Source organism: Lentzea sp. NPDC004789, assembly GCF_053601075.1.
In genome coordinates this window covers 122181-138100 of the sequence record NZ_JBSGBE010000020.1, presented here as the reverse complement: position 1 = coordinate 138100, position 15920 = coordinate 122181, and the positions used below count along the sequence as shown (strand labels likewise).

General features: G+C 69.1%; 14 protein-coding genes and 1 tRNA gene. 1 reads left to right on the top strand and 14 read right to left on the bottom strand.

Annotated elements, in window-relative coordinates:
- Positions 1-2: 2 nt before the first annotated feature.
- Both ACWEIJ_RS35975 and ACWEIJ_RS35970 read right to left on the bottom strand, forming a co-directional pair.
- Positions 3-1169, bottom strand: coding sequence for a YcaO-like family protein (locus tag ACWEIJ_RS35975; RefSeq protein WP_449841714.1), 1167 nt, complete (start codon positions 1167-1169; stop codon positions 3-5).
- A complete protein-coding gene (locus ACWEIJ_RS35970; RefSeq protein WP_449841713.1) occupies positions 1166-2521 on the bottom strand; it encodes a TfuA-like protein in 1356 nt (451 codons plus the stop codon). Before ACWEIJ_RS35970 ends, ACWEIJ_RS35975 begins: the two co-directional genes overlap by 4 nt.
- A gap of 397 nt (positions 2522-2918) precedes the next feature.
- Here ACWEIJ_RS35970 and ACWEIJ_RS35965 point away from each other — a divergent pair, with 397 nt between their 5' ends.
- A complete protein-coding gene (locus ACWEIJ_RS35965; protein ID WP_449841712.1) occupies positions 2919-4268 on the top strand; it encodes an MFS transporter in 1350 nt (449 codons plus the stop codon).
- Between the two features lie 723 nt (positions 4269-4991).
- Here ACWEIJ_RS35965 and ACWEIJ_RS35960 read toward each other — a convergent pair.
- The 12 genes from ACWEIJ_RS35960 to ACWEIJ_RS35905 form a co-directional block, all read right to left on the bottom strand.
- A tRNA-Pro gene (locus ACWEIJ_RS35960) sits at positions 4992-5065 on the bottom strand.
- A 182-nt stretch (positions 5066-5247) separates the two neighbouring features.
- Positions 5248-6360, bottom strand: coding sequence for a sensor histidine kinase (locus tag ACWEIJ_RS35955; protein WP_449841711.1), 1113 nt, complete (start codon positions 6358-6360; stop codon positions 5248-5250).
- Positions 6357-6989 carry a response regulator gene (locus tag ACWEIJ_RS35950; protein WP_449841710.1) on the bottom strand — a complete coding sequence of 211 codons (633 nt, stop codon included), beginning with the start codon at positions 6987-6989 and terminating at the stop codon, positions 6357-6359. The genes ACWEIJ_RS35955 and ACWEIJ_RS35950 overlap by 4 nt, the downstream gene beginning before the upstream one ends.
- A 44-nt stretch (positions 6990-7033) precedes the next feature.
- Positions 7034-8455, bottom strand: coding sequence for a ribosome biogenesis GTPase Der (gene der / locus ACWEIJ_RS35945; protein WP_449841709.1), 1422 nt, complete (start codon positions 8453-8455; stop codon positions 7034-7036).
- Positions 8452-9084 (bottom strand): lysophospholipid acyltransferase family protein, encoded by a 633-nt coding sequence (locus tag ACWEIJ_RS35940; protein ID WP_449841708.1) that lies wholly within the window; start codon positions 9082-9084, stop codon positions 8452-8454. Before ACWEIJ_RS35940 ends, der begins: the two co-directional genes overlap by 4 nt.
- A complete protein-coding gene (gene cmk / locus ACWEIJ_RS35935) occupies positions 9081-9767 on the bottom strand; it encodes a (d)CMP kinase (RefSeq protein WP_449841748.1) in 687 nt (228 codons plus the stop codon). The genes ACWEIJ_RS35940 and cmk overlap by 4 nt, the downstream gene beginning before the upstream one ends.
- A gap of 75 nt (positions 9768-9842) precedes the next feature.
- Positions 9843-10427 carry a DUF4937 domain-containing protein gene (locus ACWEIJ_RS35930; protein ID WP_449841747.1) on the bottom strand — a complete coding sequence of 195 codons (585 nt, stop codon included), beginning with the start codon at positions 10425-10427 and terminating at the stop codon, positions 9843-9845.
- Positions 10428-10447: 20 nt separating this feature from the next.
- Positions 10448-10810 (bottom strand): chorismate mutase, encoded by a 363-nt coding sequence (aroH, locus tag ACWEIJ_RS35925; RefSeq protein WP_449841707.1) that lies wholly within the window; start codon positions 10808-10810, stop codon positions 10448-10450.
- Between the two features lie 10 nt (positions 10811-10820).
- Positions 10821-13901, bottom strand: coding sequence for a S8 family peptidase (locus ACWEIJ_RS35920; protein WP_449841706.1), 3081 nt, complete (start codon positions 13899-13901; stop codon positions 10821-10823).
- An 80-nt stretch (positions 13902-13981) separates the two neighbouring features.
- Positions 13982-14302, bottom strand: a complete 321-nt coding sequence (locus tag ACWEIJ_RS35915) for an STAS domain-containing protein (protein ID WP_449841705.1) — start codon at positions 14300-14302, stop codon at positions 13982-13984.
- Positions 14303-14312: 10 nt separating this feature from the next.
- The gene (locus tag ACWEIJ_RS35910; RefSeq protein ID WP_449841704.1) at positions 14313-15053 is read right to left on the bottom strand and encodes an ATP-binding protein; all 741 of its coding nucleotides are present in this window, start codon (positions 15051-15053) and stop codon (positions 14313-14315) included.
- Positions 15053-15919: a hypothetical protein gene (locus ACWEIJ_RS35905; RefSeq protein WP_449841703.1), complete on the bottom strand. Its 867-nt coding sequence runs from the start codon at positions 15917-15919 to the stop codon at positions 15053-15055. The genes ACWEIJ_RS35910 and ACWEIJ_RS35905 overlap by 1 nt, the downstream gene beginning before the upstream one ends.
- Position 15920: the final 1 nt, after the last annotated feature.

The following is a 15920-nucleotide window of genomic DNA, read 5'->3' as shown; positions in this document are numbered from 1 at the left end:
CGTCAGGCTCCTGGGTGCACCCGTGCCAGATTCAGCGAGACTCCTGGCACGATCACCTTGACCACCGCGATGTCGTCGATCGTGCTGAGGTCGACGAGCAGTGGTTCGCCCCCGGTCACTTCCGCCACCTCCGCCGAGATCCAGCCGAGCTCCGCCTCGATGCCCGTGAACCTCCTCCTGGGGACGTCTGGCAGCTCCTGCCACGGCATTACGACGGACGGTGGCGGCGGTTCCTCGTTCCCGAGCCTGACGGTGCCGTACACGGACGGCAGGTCGTCGCGGGTGCCGACGATGCCGGCCAGCCTGCTCTGCGCGGCCTCGGTGATCGCCCGGGACAGCGCGATCTCCGGCGCGGGGTGGGCGCCCCACCCCAGGCACATCACGGGGAAGTCAGGACTCCAGATCCGCGCTGCGAAGCACGGCACTCCGAAGCGGCTGGGCAGATGACCGATGTCGATGCGGGCACCGGCCGCCCGCACCTTCTCGATCAACTGCGCGCAGCGCTCGTCCTGCACCGAGCCGAGGTCGACGTGCGCCAGCTCGCCGGGCTCGCCGTTGCGGCTGATCGCGTCGCGCTCGACGATCTCGAAGAGGGCGTGCAGAGCGGCCTCCTGCACGGAGTTGCCGGAAGCGAGGCCGTTGCTGCTCCACTCCAGGCCGCAGGGCCGCCATCCCCTGTCAGTCGACCAGCGAACGAGCTCGTCCGGCACGGGGACGGTCCGCCCAGTGATCATGCCCGTCGCGGACACCCAGTCGAGCGGCGTCAGGTCGCTGACCAGCCCACCGGAGCGGGTGACGAGGTCCTCGGCCCGATACGGCAGGGCGAGGGCACGGGACGGAGTCCTGCCGTGACAGAGCTTGAGCTCGACGTTCTCCACGTGCCAGAGTTCGATCGACTCCATGGCTCCGGACACCTGCGCGAGCAGCAAGGTCTGTCCCTTGCCCTGCGAGACGCTCAGACTCTTCGCCCGCGGGCGCACCGCCATCGTCACCGGGATGCCCAGCGTGTCGAGTCCTGTCACGTCCGCGACACGAGTGATGCCGAAGCTCGGCAGGTGCGGCTGGATGATCCGCCAGGTGTCCTCCGGCCGGCGGATCCGGTGAGTGCCTTCGACGAACAGCTTCTTGTCGCACGCGGCCGGGTGGGCTGCGACTTCCCGCGTGCTCATCCCGCCTGGCCAGCGGCAGCCGCGTCCGCGGTGGCGTTGAAGTGCGCCCGCAGGTAGAAGGGCCGCACCGCTCGGATGGCCTCGTCCAACGACCTGAGCCCCCTGTCACGGGCCGCGGCGAGAAGCTCCTCGTCGTCGCCCGGCACCTTCCAGACGCCCGCGAGGTGGCCGCGCAGGACCTCCGGTTTCACATGCTCGATGCTGTGGGTCGCACCCCAGGTCGCGACCTCGCGGTTGATCAGCATCGCCTCCGCCACGGCGTTCTGCACGCTGGCGTCGGTCACCAGGTCCTGATCGGCCGCCATCAGGTCGTGCGCGAGGCTGGGCGAGCGGTACGACCTGCGGAGCACCTTGACGATCTGGTCGTACCCGGACGTTCCGGACCGTTCCGCAGCAGTGAGCCATTCGGCCCGCTGCTCGGCCGTGAGCGCCTCCGGGGTCAGTCCACTCGCCGCCGCGGCCTCGACAGCCCGATCCTCGGCCGACCCACTCGGATCGTCGGCCTGCGACGACGCAGCGACGCGCTCCAGCGCGAACGCCTGCCACCGCCGCGGGAAGTCCTCCAGGTAGACCTGCTGGTACCGCAGGACGTCCCCGTTGCTGACGTGCACGTCGTGAACCAGCACGCCGACGAAGTCCGCGCGCCACTCCCGGGTGAAGACGTTCTCCGCCTCACCGTCGTGCGGGCTCGCGCCGCACGCGAGCTCGTACACCCGGCTCAGGGTGTTCAGCGCGTCAGCGGCTTTGACGTCAAGCTCGGTCCCACGTGCCGACCTGAACTCGTCGATTCCCGAGAACACCTGACTCAGCTCGGGTGCCTCACGCGAGATCACCGCGCCGACCGCACGCCAGCTCCTGGCCGTGTAGGGAAGGTCCCGCGCGAACGCGATGAGGGCGTTCCCTTCCGCGGCTGTGGTAAGGCCTTCCCCGACGGCGCGAGCAACGGCGTACCGGATGGTGATCAGCGGCTCGCTCAGCTTCCGGTACTCAGGTGCCGGTGTGTGCGCGACCGCCACCTCGTCGTCCGCGTCCACAGCACCGTCGCGGAACATCTCGTAGACGTAGCCGTTGCCGACCATGCCGTGCACGTCGAGCTCCGCAGCCCGTAGCGCGCCCATGCTGGAGCAGCCGATCACTCTCACACCGGCGTCGAGCACGGCCAGGATCTCCTTGTGGCGCACGGCCGCGGACTGGTGGTAGTAGCCGTCAACGATCACCACGACGTCTGCTGGCGTGAACGGGATCCGCAGCAGGTCTCCGTGCGCCACAGGTGCATGCAGAACGGCGCTGGGGAGGACTTCGAGTACCGCCTCGCCCGGCAATGTGGGGCCGACGAACACGTGCACAGTCACAGCATTTCCATCCGGGAAATAGAGAGCTCCGCGGCGATCAGGTTCATACTGAAAGGCGGCGTGCCGACCTGCAGCACACCGCCTTCACCACTACCGTCCCGTCAGGGACGCACTTCAACGGGCGACAGTCACCGGCCAGGCACGGACTGGGAGCAACACGCCATCTCACCGGTCGTCTTCGAATCGAAAACCTCGGTCAGATTTGCCTGCTCGCGAAGCGCGTTGACCTTCTCCAGCAGCTCTTCCACGGCTGAGCACCCCCCAATTCAGCGGGCCACCCTAGGCCCGGATCAGCCGCAGCGTAGCAGTGACCGACCAGGTTCACGACGGTTCTGTTGAATTCACAGTCAGCCGAGACGCGCACTTGCGGGCAGCGCCTTGCGTTCTCGTGGCACAGTTGTCCACCGACGGCTGGAACGAGCCGGGTGACACCGTCAGCCGGTCTCACCCGACGGGGGCAATGGGGGCGAGCACAACCGTGACAACAGAGCACGGGATCGACCATCGGCAGGCCGGCCTGCTGCGGCACCACGACTTCAAACTGCTGTGGTTTGGCCAGACCGCCAGCAAGTTCGGCAGCAGTGTCTCCACTGTGGCCGTCCCACTGGTCGCAGTGTCCACATTGGACGCTTCGCCACTTCTTCTGGGTCTTCTGCACGCGGCTTCCTGGCTTCCGTGGCTGATCATCGGACTACCGGCCGGCGCATGGGTGGACCGCCTGCCTCGCCGCCCGGTGATGCTGCTGGCCACCGGGATCGCCATGATGAGCCTTCTCAGCGTCCCATTGGCCGCTTTCCTCACCCAGCTCACGATCGCCCACTTGCTCACGGCAATTCTTCTGGTCGGCACCACCACCGTCTTCTTCGAAACAGCCAGCAGCGCGTACCTGCCGTCTTTACTGGAGAAGGACCAACGCCAGGAAGCCAACGCGAAACTCCAGGGCGCCACGGCTGCCGCACAGGTAGCTGGCCCCGGTGTGGGCGGCCTTCTCGCTCAACTGTTCGGCCCGGTCACCGGTATTCTTGTCGACGTGGCCGGTTACGCCACGTCCTTCGTCTGTCTCGCAAAGATCAAACACCGCGAGAAACGCCGCCCCTCGGCAGCGAAGAAGCACCCGATCTTCCGGGAGATAATGGAAGGAAAGCGATTCGTCGCCTCCGACCCCTATCTCAGCGTGTTCACCTTGTACAGCGCCATCTGCAACCTCGCGACGGCAGGGCTCGCGTCGATGTTCGTAGCCTTCCTCGTCCGCGAAGCAGGCGTCGAAACAGGCGTCACCGGCGTGATCATCGCCGCCACGAGCGCGGGCGGAGTCCTCGGCGCACTGCTCGCGGGCAAAGTAACGCGACGGTTCGGCACCGGGCGCGGCCTGCTCGTGTGTGCCATGAGCACCATGCCGTTCGGCCTTCTGATGCCGTTGGCCACCAACGGCCCGTTGCTCGCGTTCACCGTCATCGGCGGTCTCATGGTCAACGCCGGCGTCGTTTCGGGCAACGTGATCAGGAGCAGCTTCAGGCAGAACTACTGCCCTTCCGAACTGATGGGCCGCGTGACGGTCACGATGCAGTTCCTCAACTACGGCACGATCCCGCTCGGCGCACTGCTCGCCGGAGCCCTCGCCACGTCCTTGGACATTCGGACCACGATGTGGGTCATGACCGGACTCTTGGCCTTGTCGGCACTGATCCTGCTGATTGGTCCCACGAAGGGCGTGCGAGACCTCCCAGACCACCCGCGCGTGCTCTGACGAACACACCCGGCGTGCTGCCGGCTGGTTCCTGACGCTCGAAAGAATGAAATGGTGCTGAGCCTTCACACCTGACCACGGGGAGCGAAGACCGCCGGGCGCGCCGCGAGACGGTCGGCCACCACCCACAGAGGGTCAGGCCGCGCACCTGGCCCTTCACTGAGCCGCACCAACACCGCCACACGTCCCGCTCGGGCGTGACCCCAACGATCACCGCAGCCGACAGCCGACCCGCCACCCGGCGTGTCCACCAATCGTCGAAGCAATCAAGACCCGAGCCGCTGCGCACCAAATCAGCCCAACTCGGAGCCAATACAGATCCAACAAGGACAGTCGGCCATAAGGGTCGGCGGCCACTGCGCCTTGCCCTGCTGGCAAACAGCTCATCACCCCCATAGCGCCCTGGCCGACAATCGGTGAATCACCTCCCACGCACTGGCGCTGGTCGTTCTGCTAGGTGATTCGTCGTCCCAGTCGCCCAGTGGACGACGGCGGGGCCGTTGAAGGCTGGAGCGGAGAACCACCCAGGCGGAGTACGGATTCGCAGTCGCTAACGCGACCCCATTTCGTCGCCGAGAAACGGATCCTCCCAAAATCCTCCCAAAACCTGGGTTACCCACCAGTACAGGCCACTGTGGACGGTCGAGGGAAGATCGTTTCGAGCGCACGAAAAAGCCCACTGACCTGGGTTTTCACCCAGAATCAGCGGGCTGATTCAGACCGTCGGGACGACAGGATTTGAACCTGCGACCCCTTGACCCCCAGTCAAGTGCGCTACCAAACTGCGCCACGTCCCGGCCACACTCCCGGTTCCCCGGCGTGCAGGAAGAATCCTACAACACCCTGAACGGAGATCAAAAACGGCCCCTCGGACAGGCTCCGAGCTGCGGAAACGGGAGAAATACAGCGGGGACCCGGCGTACGGGTCCCCGCGTCCCTCGGTCCGACCGATCCCCCGATCCTCGACCGACACCCAGAACTATGCGTTGGCCGCGTCTCGTGCACCACCGCCGAAAGTCGAGTCTTGTCCGTCAACCTTCGATTTACCGGGTGGTAGGACGGCTGTGACGCTGAAGCCGCCGTCCGCGCGGTAGGAGGTGGTCAGGGTGCCGCCGGCCAGGCGGACGCGTTCGGAGAGGCCGTGCAGGCCCGCGCCGCCTCCCTCGGCCAGGGCGGGTAGGTCGCCTGGGCCGTTCACCACGGACACGCGGACTGGGGAGGAGCGGTCCACGGTCACGGTCACGGTGGCGCCCGGTGCGTGTTTCGTCACGTTGGTCAGGGATTCCTGGACCACTCGGAACAGGGCTCGGGAGACGGCCGGGGTCAGGACGGCGTCGCCGGTTTCGGACAGGGTCACGGACACGCCTGCCACGCGGGCGCGGTCCACCAGTTCTTGCAGGGACGGGTAGGACGTGTCGGAGTTCAGCAGGCCGAGGGCCGCGCGCATCTCGGACAGGGATTCCTTTGCCAGGGCGCGCAGGCGCAGCGCTGTGTCGCGAACCGCGGGGTCGTCGGCGGTGGCGGCCAGGGCGGCCGACTCCACGGCGATCAGGGTGGCGTGGTGGCCTACGGCGTCGTGGATTTCGCGGGCTATTCGGGCTCGTTCCGCGGCTCGGGCGGAGGTTTCCTGGGCTTCCAGTTCGGCGGCTCGGGCTCGGCGGGTTTCGTAGAGCGACTGGGTCAGTTCCTTGCGGGTGGTGACCAGGGCGCCCAGGGCGGTGGGGGCGGCGGCCAGGCCGAAGGCGAAGGCGGTGGCCAGCAGTAGTGGGCCCAGGGGGATGTCCTCGGTGAGGATGACCGGGGCGATCGCGGCCACGGTCAGCAGGACCACCCAGAAGACCTGCACCGGGATGGACTTCTCCTTGCGGCCCAGGCGGTACTGGGCGACCAGTGCCGGAGCCCAGCCCAGGCCGCCGGCTACTGCGGGGACGCACAGCAAAGAGGCCAGCCACGGCCAGCGGCGGCGCACGGACAGCAGCAACGACGCGCCCACTGCGGTTCCCAGTGACCACGGGAACGGGCGGTCCTGGGTCAGCAGGACGACTCCCGTGGTGATGCCCACGGTGAGGACCTCGCGCACGAACGGCTTCACCACACACCGACCTGGTGCGCGACGAGAGCCGCCTGCACCCGGTTCTCCACGCCCAGTTTCGTCAGGACGGTGGAGACGTAGCTCTTCACCGTGGCCTCGGAGAGGCAGAGCTCGTCGGCGATCGAGTGGTTCGAGCGGCCGCCCGCGAGCAGTTCCAGCACCTGGCGTTCGCGGGCCGAGAGGGAGTCGAGCTGGCGGTTGGCGCGGAAGCCGCGCAGCCGGGGCAGCAGGCGGGCGGTGATCCGCGGGTCCAGGACGGCGCCGCCGGCTGCCAGGTCCACTACGGCGCGGACCAGGGTCTCCGGTTCGGCGTCCTTCAGCAGGAAGCCCTGGGCGCCCAGGTCCAGGGCCGTCGCCACGTAGTCGTCGAGGTCGAACGTGGTCAGCACGGCGATGGCGGGCGGGGTGGCCCAGGTTCTCAGCCGCCGCACCGCCTCCAGACCGTCGACGCCCGGCATCTGCACGTCCACCAGGACCACGTCCGGCAGGCAGGCGAGGACCGCGTCGACCAGTTCGGCGCCGTCGGACGCCTCGCCGACCACCTCTACGCGTCCGTCGGCTTCCAGGAGGACCTTGAGGCCCCGCCGCAGCAGGGCCTCGTCGTCGGCTAGCACCACTCGTACGGCCACGAACCCAACCAACCGCACCTCATGCCAAAGGGCAACCAACCGCCCTACTTCTTCGCGGCGCCCGCCTTCTTCTTCTCACGGACGCGCACGGAGATGCGCACCGGGCTGCCCTCGAAGCCGAACTCCTCGCGGAGCTTGCGCTCGATGAACCGGCGGTACGACGCCTCCAGGAAACCGGTCGTGAACAGCACGAACGTCGGCGGGCGGGTCGAGGCCTGGGTCGCGAACAGCACCTTGGGCTGCTTGCCGCCGCGCACGGGCGGCGGGGTCGCGGCGATCAGGTCCGACAGCCACTGGTTGAGACGGCCGGTCGGGACTCGGGTGTCCCACGAGTTCAACGCGGTCCGCAACGCCGGCGCGAGCTTGTGCACGGCGCGGCCGGTCAGGGCCGAGATGTTGACGCGGTCCGCCCACGGCACGCGCACGAGGCCGCGTTCGAGCTCGCGGATCATCTCGTTGCGGCGGTCCTCGTCGACCAGGTCCCACTTGTTGAACGCCAGCACGCACGCGCGGCCCGACTCGACCACCATCGTCAGCACGCGCAGGTCCTGTTCGGACAACGGCTCGTGCGCGTCCAACAGCACGATCGCGACCTCGGCGGTCTCGATCGCTGACTTGGTGCGCAGCGACGCGTAGTACTCGGCGCCGCTCTCGAACTTCACCCGCTTGCGCAGGCCCGCGGTGTCGACGAAGCGCCAGATCTCGCCGTCCAGCTCCACCAGCGAGTCGACCGGGTCGACGGTGGTGCCGGCGACCGAGTCGACGACCGAGCGCTGCTCACCGGTCAGGCGGTTGAGCAGCGACGACTTGCCCACGTTCGGCTTGCCGACCAACGCGACCCGCCGCGGTCCGCCGGACGAGGCGCCGAAGTCGTCGCGCGGGGTCTCCGGCAGCTTCTGCAGGATGACGTCGAGCAGGTCACCGGAGCCGCGTCCGTGCAGACCGGACACCGGGTAGGGCTCGCCCAGGCCGAGCGACCACAGCGACGCGACGTCGGCCAGCAGCCGCTCGTCGTCCACCTTGGACGCGCACAGGATCACCGGCTTCTTGGACCGGCGCAGCACCTTCGCCACGGCTTCTTCCGTGGTGGTCGCGCCCACCGTCGCGTCCACGACCACGAGGATCACGTCCGCGGTCGCCATCGCGAGCTCGGCCTGCGCGGCCACGGCGGCCTGCAGGCCCACCGCGTCCGGCTCCCAGCCGCCCGTGTCGACCACGGTGAACTTGCGGCCGTTCCACAGCGCGTCGTAGGCCACGCGGTCACGCGTCACGCCCGGCACGTCCTGCACCACGGCCTCTCGGCGGCCGATGATGCGGTTGACCAGCGTGGACTTGCCGACGTTCGGCCGCCCGACCACTGCCACCACCGGCTGCGGCGGCGCCGTCTCCTCGCCTTCCGAGCCGTCGAGGTCGTCGAAGGCTGACCAGTCGGCCTCGTCCTCCCAGGTGCCGTCCAGGTCCGTCATCGTCTTCCCTCACTAATACGAAGTCCATCGAGTTCGGCGACCAGTGTCGCCAGGCGATCGCGCACCTGCTCGGTGGCAACGCCGAGGGCCGCCCGCCCCTTCCCCTCGGGAAGGTGGAACGGCTCACCGATCAGCACGTCGACCCGCGGCCGCCAGCCCTTGGCCTGGTGCGTCCCGCGGCACGCCACCGGCAGCACCACGGCGCCGCCGACGCGAGCCAGCCACGCCGCACCGTTCTGCGCCGAGGCCACGTCGCCCTCGCCGCGCGTGCCCTCGGGGAAGACCCCGACCACACCACCGGCCTTGAGCACGGACAACGCGCTGGTCAGCGCGGTGCGATCGGCTTCTCCCCGCTTGACGGGGATCTGCCCGATCTTGAGCAGCAGGTAACCGACGAGGCCCTTGAACATCTCCTGCTTGATCAGAAACGTCACGCGCCGGGGCACGACACCGAACAGGATCGGTCCATCAGCCATCGAGCTGTGGTTGGCGACGACGACCACGCCGCCGCTCAAGGGTACGCGGTCGCGCCCGTGCACCCGAATCCGGAACTGCAACGCGTACGGGCCGCGCGCGATCCAGCGGCCGAGATCGGTCAGCCATCCCAGGCTGCCGGCGGGAACGCTCACCCGGTCACCCGCAGGCCTCGCCGTTCGACGAGGTCCAGCAACGCGTCCACGGTGCCCGCGAGGTCGAGCTCGGTCGTGTCCACCTCGACGGCGTCCTCGGCGGCCTTCAACGGCGACACCGCGCGCGACGAGTCGTAGTCGTCACGCCGCTGCACGTCCTTCAGCACCGCGTCCACAGTGGACTCACGGCCGGCGGCGTTGTCCTGCTTGGTCCTGCGCGCGGCCCGCGCGTCCGCGGAAGCGGTCAGGTACACCTTCAACGGCGCCTCCGGCGACACCACGGTGCCGATGTCACGTCCCTCGACGACGATGCCGCCGACGTGGTCGACCGCGTCCGCGATGATCGCCCGCTGCTGCGCCACGAGCAGCTCCCGCACGTGCCTGGTGGCCGAGACCGGCGACACGGCCAGCGTCACCTCCGGCCCGCGGATCTCGGCCGACACGTCGTCGCCGTCCAGCGTGATGCCGGGCCGCGCGGGGTCGGTGCCGACGACGAGCTTCGCGCCGTCCGCGACCTCGGCGACCTTGACCTCGTCCGTCGGGTCGACCCCGGCGCGCAGCACCGCCACCGTGACCGCCCGGTACATCGAGCCGGTGTCGAGGTAGCGCGCGTCCAGCGCCATCGCGAGGCGCTTCGCGACGGTGGACTTGCCGGTGCCGGACGGTCCGTCGAGTGCCACCACGCCGCGCAACTGACCCTGGCCCACCACAGCTCCCTCCGAGACGCCCACGACCCACATTGTGCCTGGTGCGGAGGCTCACATCGGCAGCGGGACGGTCCACGCGGGTTCCAGGGCGACAAGATCGCCGGTGATGGCCTCCAGATCGTCCGCCGCCCGGGACGCCTCGCGCAGCCCGGGGAACCGCTCCCGCTGGTAGCGCGCGTGGTCCTGCTCGGACGGCCACCACGTCAGGACGAGGTGCTCGGACCCGGTGCACCCGAACAGCCCGCCGCTGGATCCGGACGCCGTCATGCCGGGGTTCCACACCTCGCGCTGCACCTCGGTGAAGTGGTCCTCACGACCCGGCCGCACGCGACAGTGCGCGAGCCTGACCACCGAGCCGTCACCAGGACCGGCGCCGATGGTCAGCTCCCGGTCGAACAGCCGCACGTCGATCCCGTCGTAGGTGCCGGCCTGCGACGCGGCCAGGCGATCGTGCGGGCCGGACAGGAACTCCGCGTGGTCCTCGGCCGAACGCCACCAGGCGAAGACGTGCGCGACGCCGGGATCGCGCAGGCTCCAGCCGCCGCACTGGCCGAGGAAGCCCGCAACGCCCGAGAGCGGCTCCCACTGCCGTTGCCCGGCGGCGAACGCGTCCCGATCGGTCACGCGGCACCGCACCCACTTGATCAGCACGGGCGTCAGTGGTTGAGGTCGGTCCGCAACGCCGCCGCCCCGCGCAGGTAGACGTGCTTGACCGACGCCCGCGGCAGCTCGGTCTCCACGTGCGCCAGCAGCCTGATCACCCGCGGCATCGAGCCCGGTACCGCGATCTCGGTCGCGGACAGCAGCGGCACGTCCGAGAGCCCCGCCTGGCGCGCGGCGTAGGCGGGGAACTCGGACGTCAGGTCGGGTGTGGCGGTGAGCACGACGCTGATCAGGTCGTCGGTGGTCAGGCTGTTGCGGGACAGGACCTCGCGCACCAGCTCGGCCGTGGCCTCCAGCAGCAGGTCGCGCGAGTCCGCGTCGATCTGCGTAGCTCCCCTGATTGCTCGTACCGCCATATGTCCGACCCTAGCGCGGTACGACCTCGTACGCCCGTAGCACCGTGTGCGTTGCTGAGTTGCCGAGAGAGTCGGATACCGACAGACGCAGCGATACGAACGCCTTGCCTTGCGGGTGGCACAACAACGCGTGGTTGCCCACTACGAGAGCGCGTTCCCACGTTTTTCCGTCGTCGTAAGAGACTTCGACGCGTGGCACGCCAACGCGTCCATAGACGGCGCCCTTCTGCTTGTCCACCTTGAGTTCGAGCGGGAACAGACGGCCGGACGGGGCGAGCCCTTCGCTGTCCGTTCGGCCCGACGCGCGGACGACCAGCAACGGCAACGCGGTCCGTTCAGCGGTGGTGCCGGGCGAGTTGAACGTCCACGAAGCCGAGGCGTGCGTGCCGAACGCCGAGTAGGGCGCGGGCCGGTCCGTCACCGTCGAGAGCGTGTAACGGCCGGCGCCGTGCACAGGAGTGGCGATCCACCCGGGATACGGCGAGCTGGCTACCTCCTTGCCGTCCAACGACAACGTGGTCGACGCGTTCGCGTAGGAGCCCCACGACTCTGTGTACGCCCAATCGCCCGCGGTGGAGAACAACGGGATCGAGGCGTTCAGCACGTCCCCGGTCCGCGAGAGACCCCAACCATCCGCATAGGACCCCAGCGACGGCCCGAGCGGAGACCTGTTCCACACCACCGCGTACGGCCGCGCCGAGTACGCCCGGCGAGGCGAGCGCTGGTACTCGCCGAAGCCACCGCCGCGGAACCCGAACGTGCTGTCCCATTCGACGTCCGGTCCCGGCGTGTAGAACTCGGTCCGCGTGGTGGGCACCGGCATGTCCAGCAACACGGTCACGTTGGGCGCCCACCCCTTGTAGTAGCCATAGCCACCACGGACGCCCACGGCGGGTGCACCACCTTGTGACTGATAGGTCGCACGAATCCGAGCCAACGAGGAGTCGTGCGCCACCAACGAAGCAGGGTCCGGAATCGCCCCGTCGCGCACGAACAACAGGTTGTACACGGCATCGGAGGCCACCAGCACCGGCTGGTACCAGAACTGGAACACCCGCCCGGAAATTCGAGGCGTCGGCGTCACGAACGTGTCCCCGCCGACCGACGAGACCAGGCCGATGCCGGTCGACTTCGTGGCATTGCCCGAATACAGTGACAGGAAGAACATCCCCGCCTTCGCGCCCGGCCGATCCACTTTGGGCAACAACGAAGACGCCGACCGTGCGTCGAACCGCACCGTGGTGTCACCACCGACGACGACCTCAGGCGACGACATCAAGGTCGTGTCCCTCTTGTACCCGAACACCATCGCGTGCACGTCGTAACGCCCCTTGGGCACGCGCACGGACCCATGAGCGCCATCGGTGAAGAAGTACCCGTGCGAGACACCAGTGGCCACGTCGATCACCTGCACGGTCGCGAACCACGGATCGGCACCGTCGCGGCCCACGACGTCCAACGACAGCGTGTACTTCTCGTCCTCGACCACCGCGCCCACCGGCGTTCGAACCACAACACCCGGACCGGACGCGACCAACGAACCACCGAACTCCCCGCCGGAAGAACCAGGAGTCAGCGTCACGTCAACGGAAGCCGTGCCACCGGCCGGCACCACCACGGCAGAAGCGCTCAACGAGAACGGTCCCGCGGGCGCCTTCAACGTCAGCGAAACCGGCGCGGCGCCGGCGTTCGAGTAGGTGACCGTCCGCGTCAAGATCCCGGTGTGCGGCCAAGCGGCGTAAGGAAAAGACAGCGAGGCGGGCGAAGAGGTCACGGACTGCCCCAGAGCACGCGCCACGTCCAGCCGCCCGGCGCCCTGCTCGTACACCGAGAGACCCAGCTCAAGAGAAGAAGCCAGCAACGCGGCCTTCAACTCCGCGGCACGCCAGGACGGATGCGCCTGCTTCAGCAACGCCGCCGCACCTGTGACGTGCGGTGTCGCCATCGACGTACCGGACGCCGACGTGTACAGCTCGTCCACCGGCGTGCCCATCGACGTTCCGGCGGCCCGGGCGGCCACGATCGACGAGCCCGGCGCCGCGATGTCCGGCTTCACGGCGTAGTCCCCCACACGCGGCCCACGAGAGGAGAACGGGCTCAACGCGTCCTGCTTCGTCACGGACCCCACGGTCAGCGCCGCATCGGCCGCACCAGGCGCACCGACCGACCCCGGAACACCCGAGTTGCCCGCCGCCACGACGAACAACGTCCCGTACTGCGCCGTCAAAGCGTTGACCGCCAACGACATCGGATCCGTGCCGTCGGTGGCAGGGCCGCCCAGCGACAGGTTCACCGCAGCGGCACCCGATGCGGCCGCCCACTCCATCCCGGCGATGATCGCCGATTCCGGGCAGCTGCCGTCGTCGGTGCACACCTTGCCCACCAGCAACCGCGCGTCCGGCGCGACACCGCGGTACCTGGCGCCCCGGCCCGCGATGATCGACGCCGTGTGCGTGCCGTGCCCGTAGCCGTCGCGAATCCCCGTCCCGGTGAAGTCGCGCGTCTCGGCCACGGCGCCGAGGTCCGGATGGCCGGGATCCCAGCCGCCGTCGAGGTCCGCGACCGTCACGCCCTTGCCGGTGATCCCCGCCTCCCACGCCGCGGGCGCCCCGATCTGCCGCGCGCTCTGGTCCAGCACGACGTGAGCCCGCCCGTCGAGCCACACCCTGGCCGACCCGGTCACCGCCGCCCGCCACACCTCGGCCGAGGCCGGCAGGACCGCCGCGTTCAGCGACGACAACGTCCGCACGCCCGGCAGACCGGACACGATCAGCGGCAACGGACGGCCGGCGAACCCCTGCCGGGCCAGCTCGGAGACGTTGAACAGCCTCGGGTCCACCCGCCCGTCCCGCAGCAGCGGCGCCGCGTCGGACGGCACGACGGTGATGTCCGGGGTCCCCGGCTGTTGCAGGAAGCTCACGTCCGACCGTCCGGGACCGGGCCGGACCGCGACCCGCGAGGACCCGGTGAGCACCACCTCGTCACCGGTGACCAGCGTGATCACCCGATCGGCGGGTGCGGGAGCGGCGGAGGCCACCGCCGGTGGTCCCAGAAGAGCCAGGGCCAGCACGAAGAGCACAGGTCTGCGCATGAACGTCCCATCACTCGGTGGAACATCCAGCGACCCGCGGCAAGCGGAAAACTAACGCGTCAGTCAGTTTTGAGGAAGCCTCATTCGTCCACCACGATGTTGGGATACCGCAGGGTGAGACCGAGCAGGTTCACGACGTAGACCGCCCACCCGCCGCCGAGCAGCACCAGCCGCCGCTCCCCCAGCGTCGTCGCGGTCTCGATCAGCACGTGCAGGCCGCTCGACCCGATGAACGTCAGCTCGGTGAAGTCGACCACGACGTCCCCCGCGCCGTCCCCAAACGCGCAGGCCAGAGCCAGCTCGGACCGCAGCAGGTCGCTGGTGGTCAGGTCGACCTCACCGGCGAGCGTCACCACCGCGCCCCGGCGACGCACCTCCAGCAGGCCAGGTTCGGGTTCCATTCTGTGCGCCTCACGAGTCGGGAGACAGCAGGTCGCGCACCGCAGCGAGCACACGCAGTGGGTGCGCCGGTTTCGGTAAGTAAGCATCGGCGACGTGAGTGGCCGGCTCGATCGCCGAAACGGCTACAACCGGCACTCCGAACGTCCGTGCGGAAGCTGCGAACCGCGTCCCTTCACCATGAGACGTCAGCAGGTCGACGACCGCCAGTGCCGGAGGGCTCTCCAATGCGGATTCGGCGGCCCCTACCGTCGTCACGAGCGTCACGTCGTACCCCTCGTCGTGCAGGAACGCGGCCAGCGACTGGCCGGAGAACCGGTCGCCGTCCACGAGCAGCACGCGTGGGGCTCCGGCGGGCAGATCCGGAGCTCCCACGCGTGACCAGACCCGGACGAGCGCTCGCACGACCGTGCCGGGCCAGGTCGGTTTGCCGGGTCGCACCTGCACCTCGTCGGCGATGCCGAAGAGCAGCCGCAGCCCCAGCGGGCGGGCGGACGTCCCAGCTTCGAGGTCGAAGACGCCGTCGTCCTCGATGGTCAGCAGCACGGCGTGGTCGCGCGGCTCCCACGTCACCCCGACGACCGACGCGCCCGCGCGCCGCACCGCGTTGTCCGCCGCCTCGGAGACCACCAGCAGCACGTCCCGCACGTCGTCACCGCGCAGGCCGGACTCCCCGGCGAGGTCGCGCACGAACGCCCGGATCTCGGGCAGGGACGCCGGGATCGCCGGAAACCATCGGGTCTGTGCGCTCATCACGCGGCGTGCGACGGAGCTGCCAGCAAGGGCGTGATCAACTCCTTCAGCCGGGTGGCGCGGCGTCTGCCCGCTTCGGCGTGCAACGGTTCGAGCTTCTTGCGCATGCGTGCGGACATGATGTCGCCGGATTGCGTCACGGCCAGCGCCGCGACCGCCGCCGCCTCGTCCGCATCACCGTCCACGAGCTGGCTGAGCGACAACGCGATGAGAGCGAACGTTCTGCTGCGCGCCATGTCATCGCGATAACCCGTCACGGACTGTCTCAACGCCGTGATGGCCGGCCGCGCGAAATTCGCGTCCACCGTGCGCGCGAGAGTCGTGTAGACGGCACCGGTGATGCCCGCGAGGTCGTTCTCGTCGAAGAACGCCGCCCACGGCGCCGCACTGTCCACATCCGCGCGTGCGAACTCGTCGTGCGCATGTCCCAGCGACGCCAACGCCGGCACCCGTTGCCCCAGCTCGGCGTAGCACCACGCCTGGTTGGCGGCGAGGATCGCGTTCGTGTGGTGATTGGTCGCCACGAGACTCGCCAGCCGGAACATGCCGAGCGCCTCGGCGGGTCCACCGTGGTGCAGGTGGACCCGCCCCATCCGATAGCGGATGTTCGCCACCATGTCCTCGTCCTGGGCGAAGTCCAGGGCGAGGTGGAAGTGGCGGTGCGCGGACCCGCCGAGTCCGGCGTCGAAGGACGTCCACCCGGCGAGCGCGTGCAGTTCGGCGATGGCACCGCGGAACTCGCGGCGCACCGAGGAACTGGCCGAATGGGCGAACGCCTTGTCACACCACGACAACAACGCCTGCACCTGGGTGCGGCACGACCCGCCGCCGTAGCGGTAGTCCACCGCGCGCAAGGCAGCGGTCATC

Bases quoted from the DNA above. Each gene is read 5' to 3' on its own strand.
- ACWEIJ_RS35910 (WP_449841704.1), bottom strand. From the start codon at position 15,053: ATGAGCGCACAGACCCGATGGTTTCCGGCGATCCCGGCGTCCCTGCCC.
- aroH (WP_449841707.1), bottom strand. From the start codon at position 10,810: ATGGCGGTACGAGCAATCAGGGGAGCTACGCAGATCGACGCGGACTCG.
- der (WP_449841709.1), bottom strand. From the start codon at position 8,455: ATGACGGACCTGGACGGCACCTGGGAGGACGAGGCCGACTGGTCAGCC.
- ACWEIJ_RS35975 (WP_449841714.1), bottom strand. From the start codon at position 1,169: ATGAGCACGCGGGAAGTCGCAGCCCACCCGGCCGCGTGCGACAAGAAG.
- ACWEIJ_RS35905 (WP_449841703.1), bottom strand. From the start codon at position 15,919: ATGACCGCTGCCTTGCGCGCGGTGGACTACCGCTACGGCGGCGGGTCG.
- ACWEIJ_RS35915 (WP_449841705.1), bottom strand. From the start codon at position 14,302: ATGGAACCCGAACCTGGCCTGCTGGAGGTGCGTCGCCGGGGCGCGGTG.
- ACWEIJ_RS35920 (WP_449841706.1), bottom strand. From the start codon at position 13,901: ATGCGCAGACCTGTGCTCTTCGTGCTGGCCCTGGCTCTTCTGGGACCA.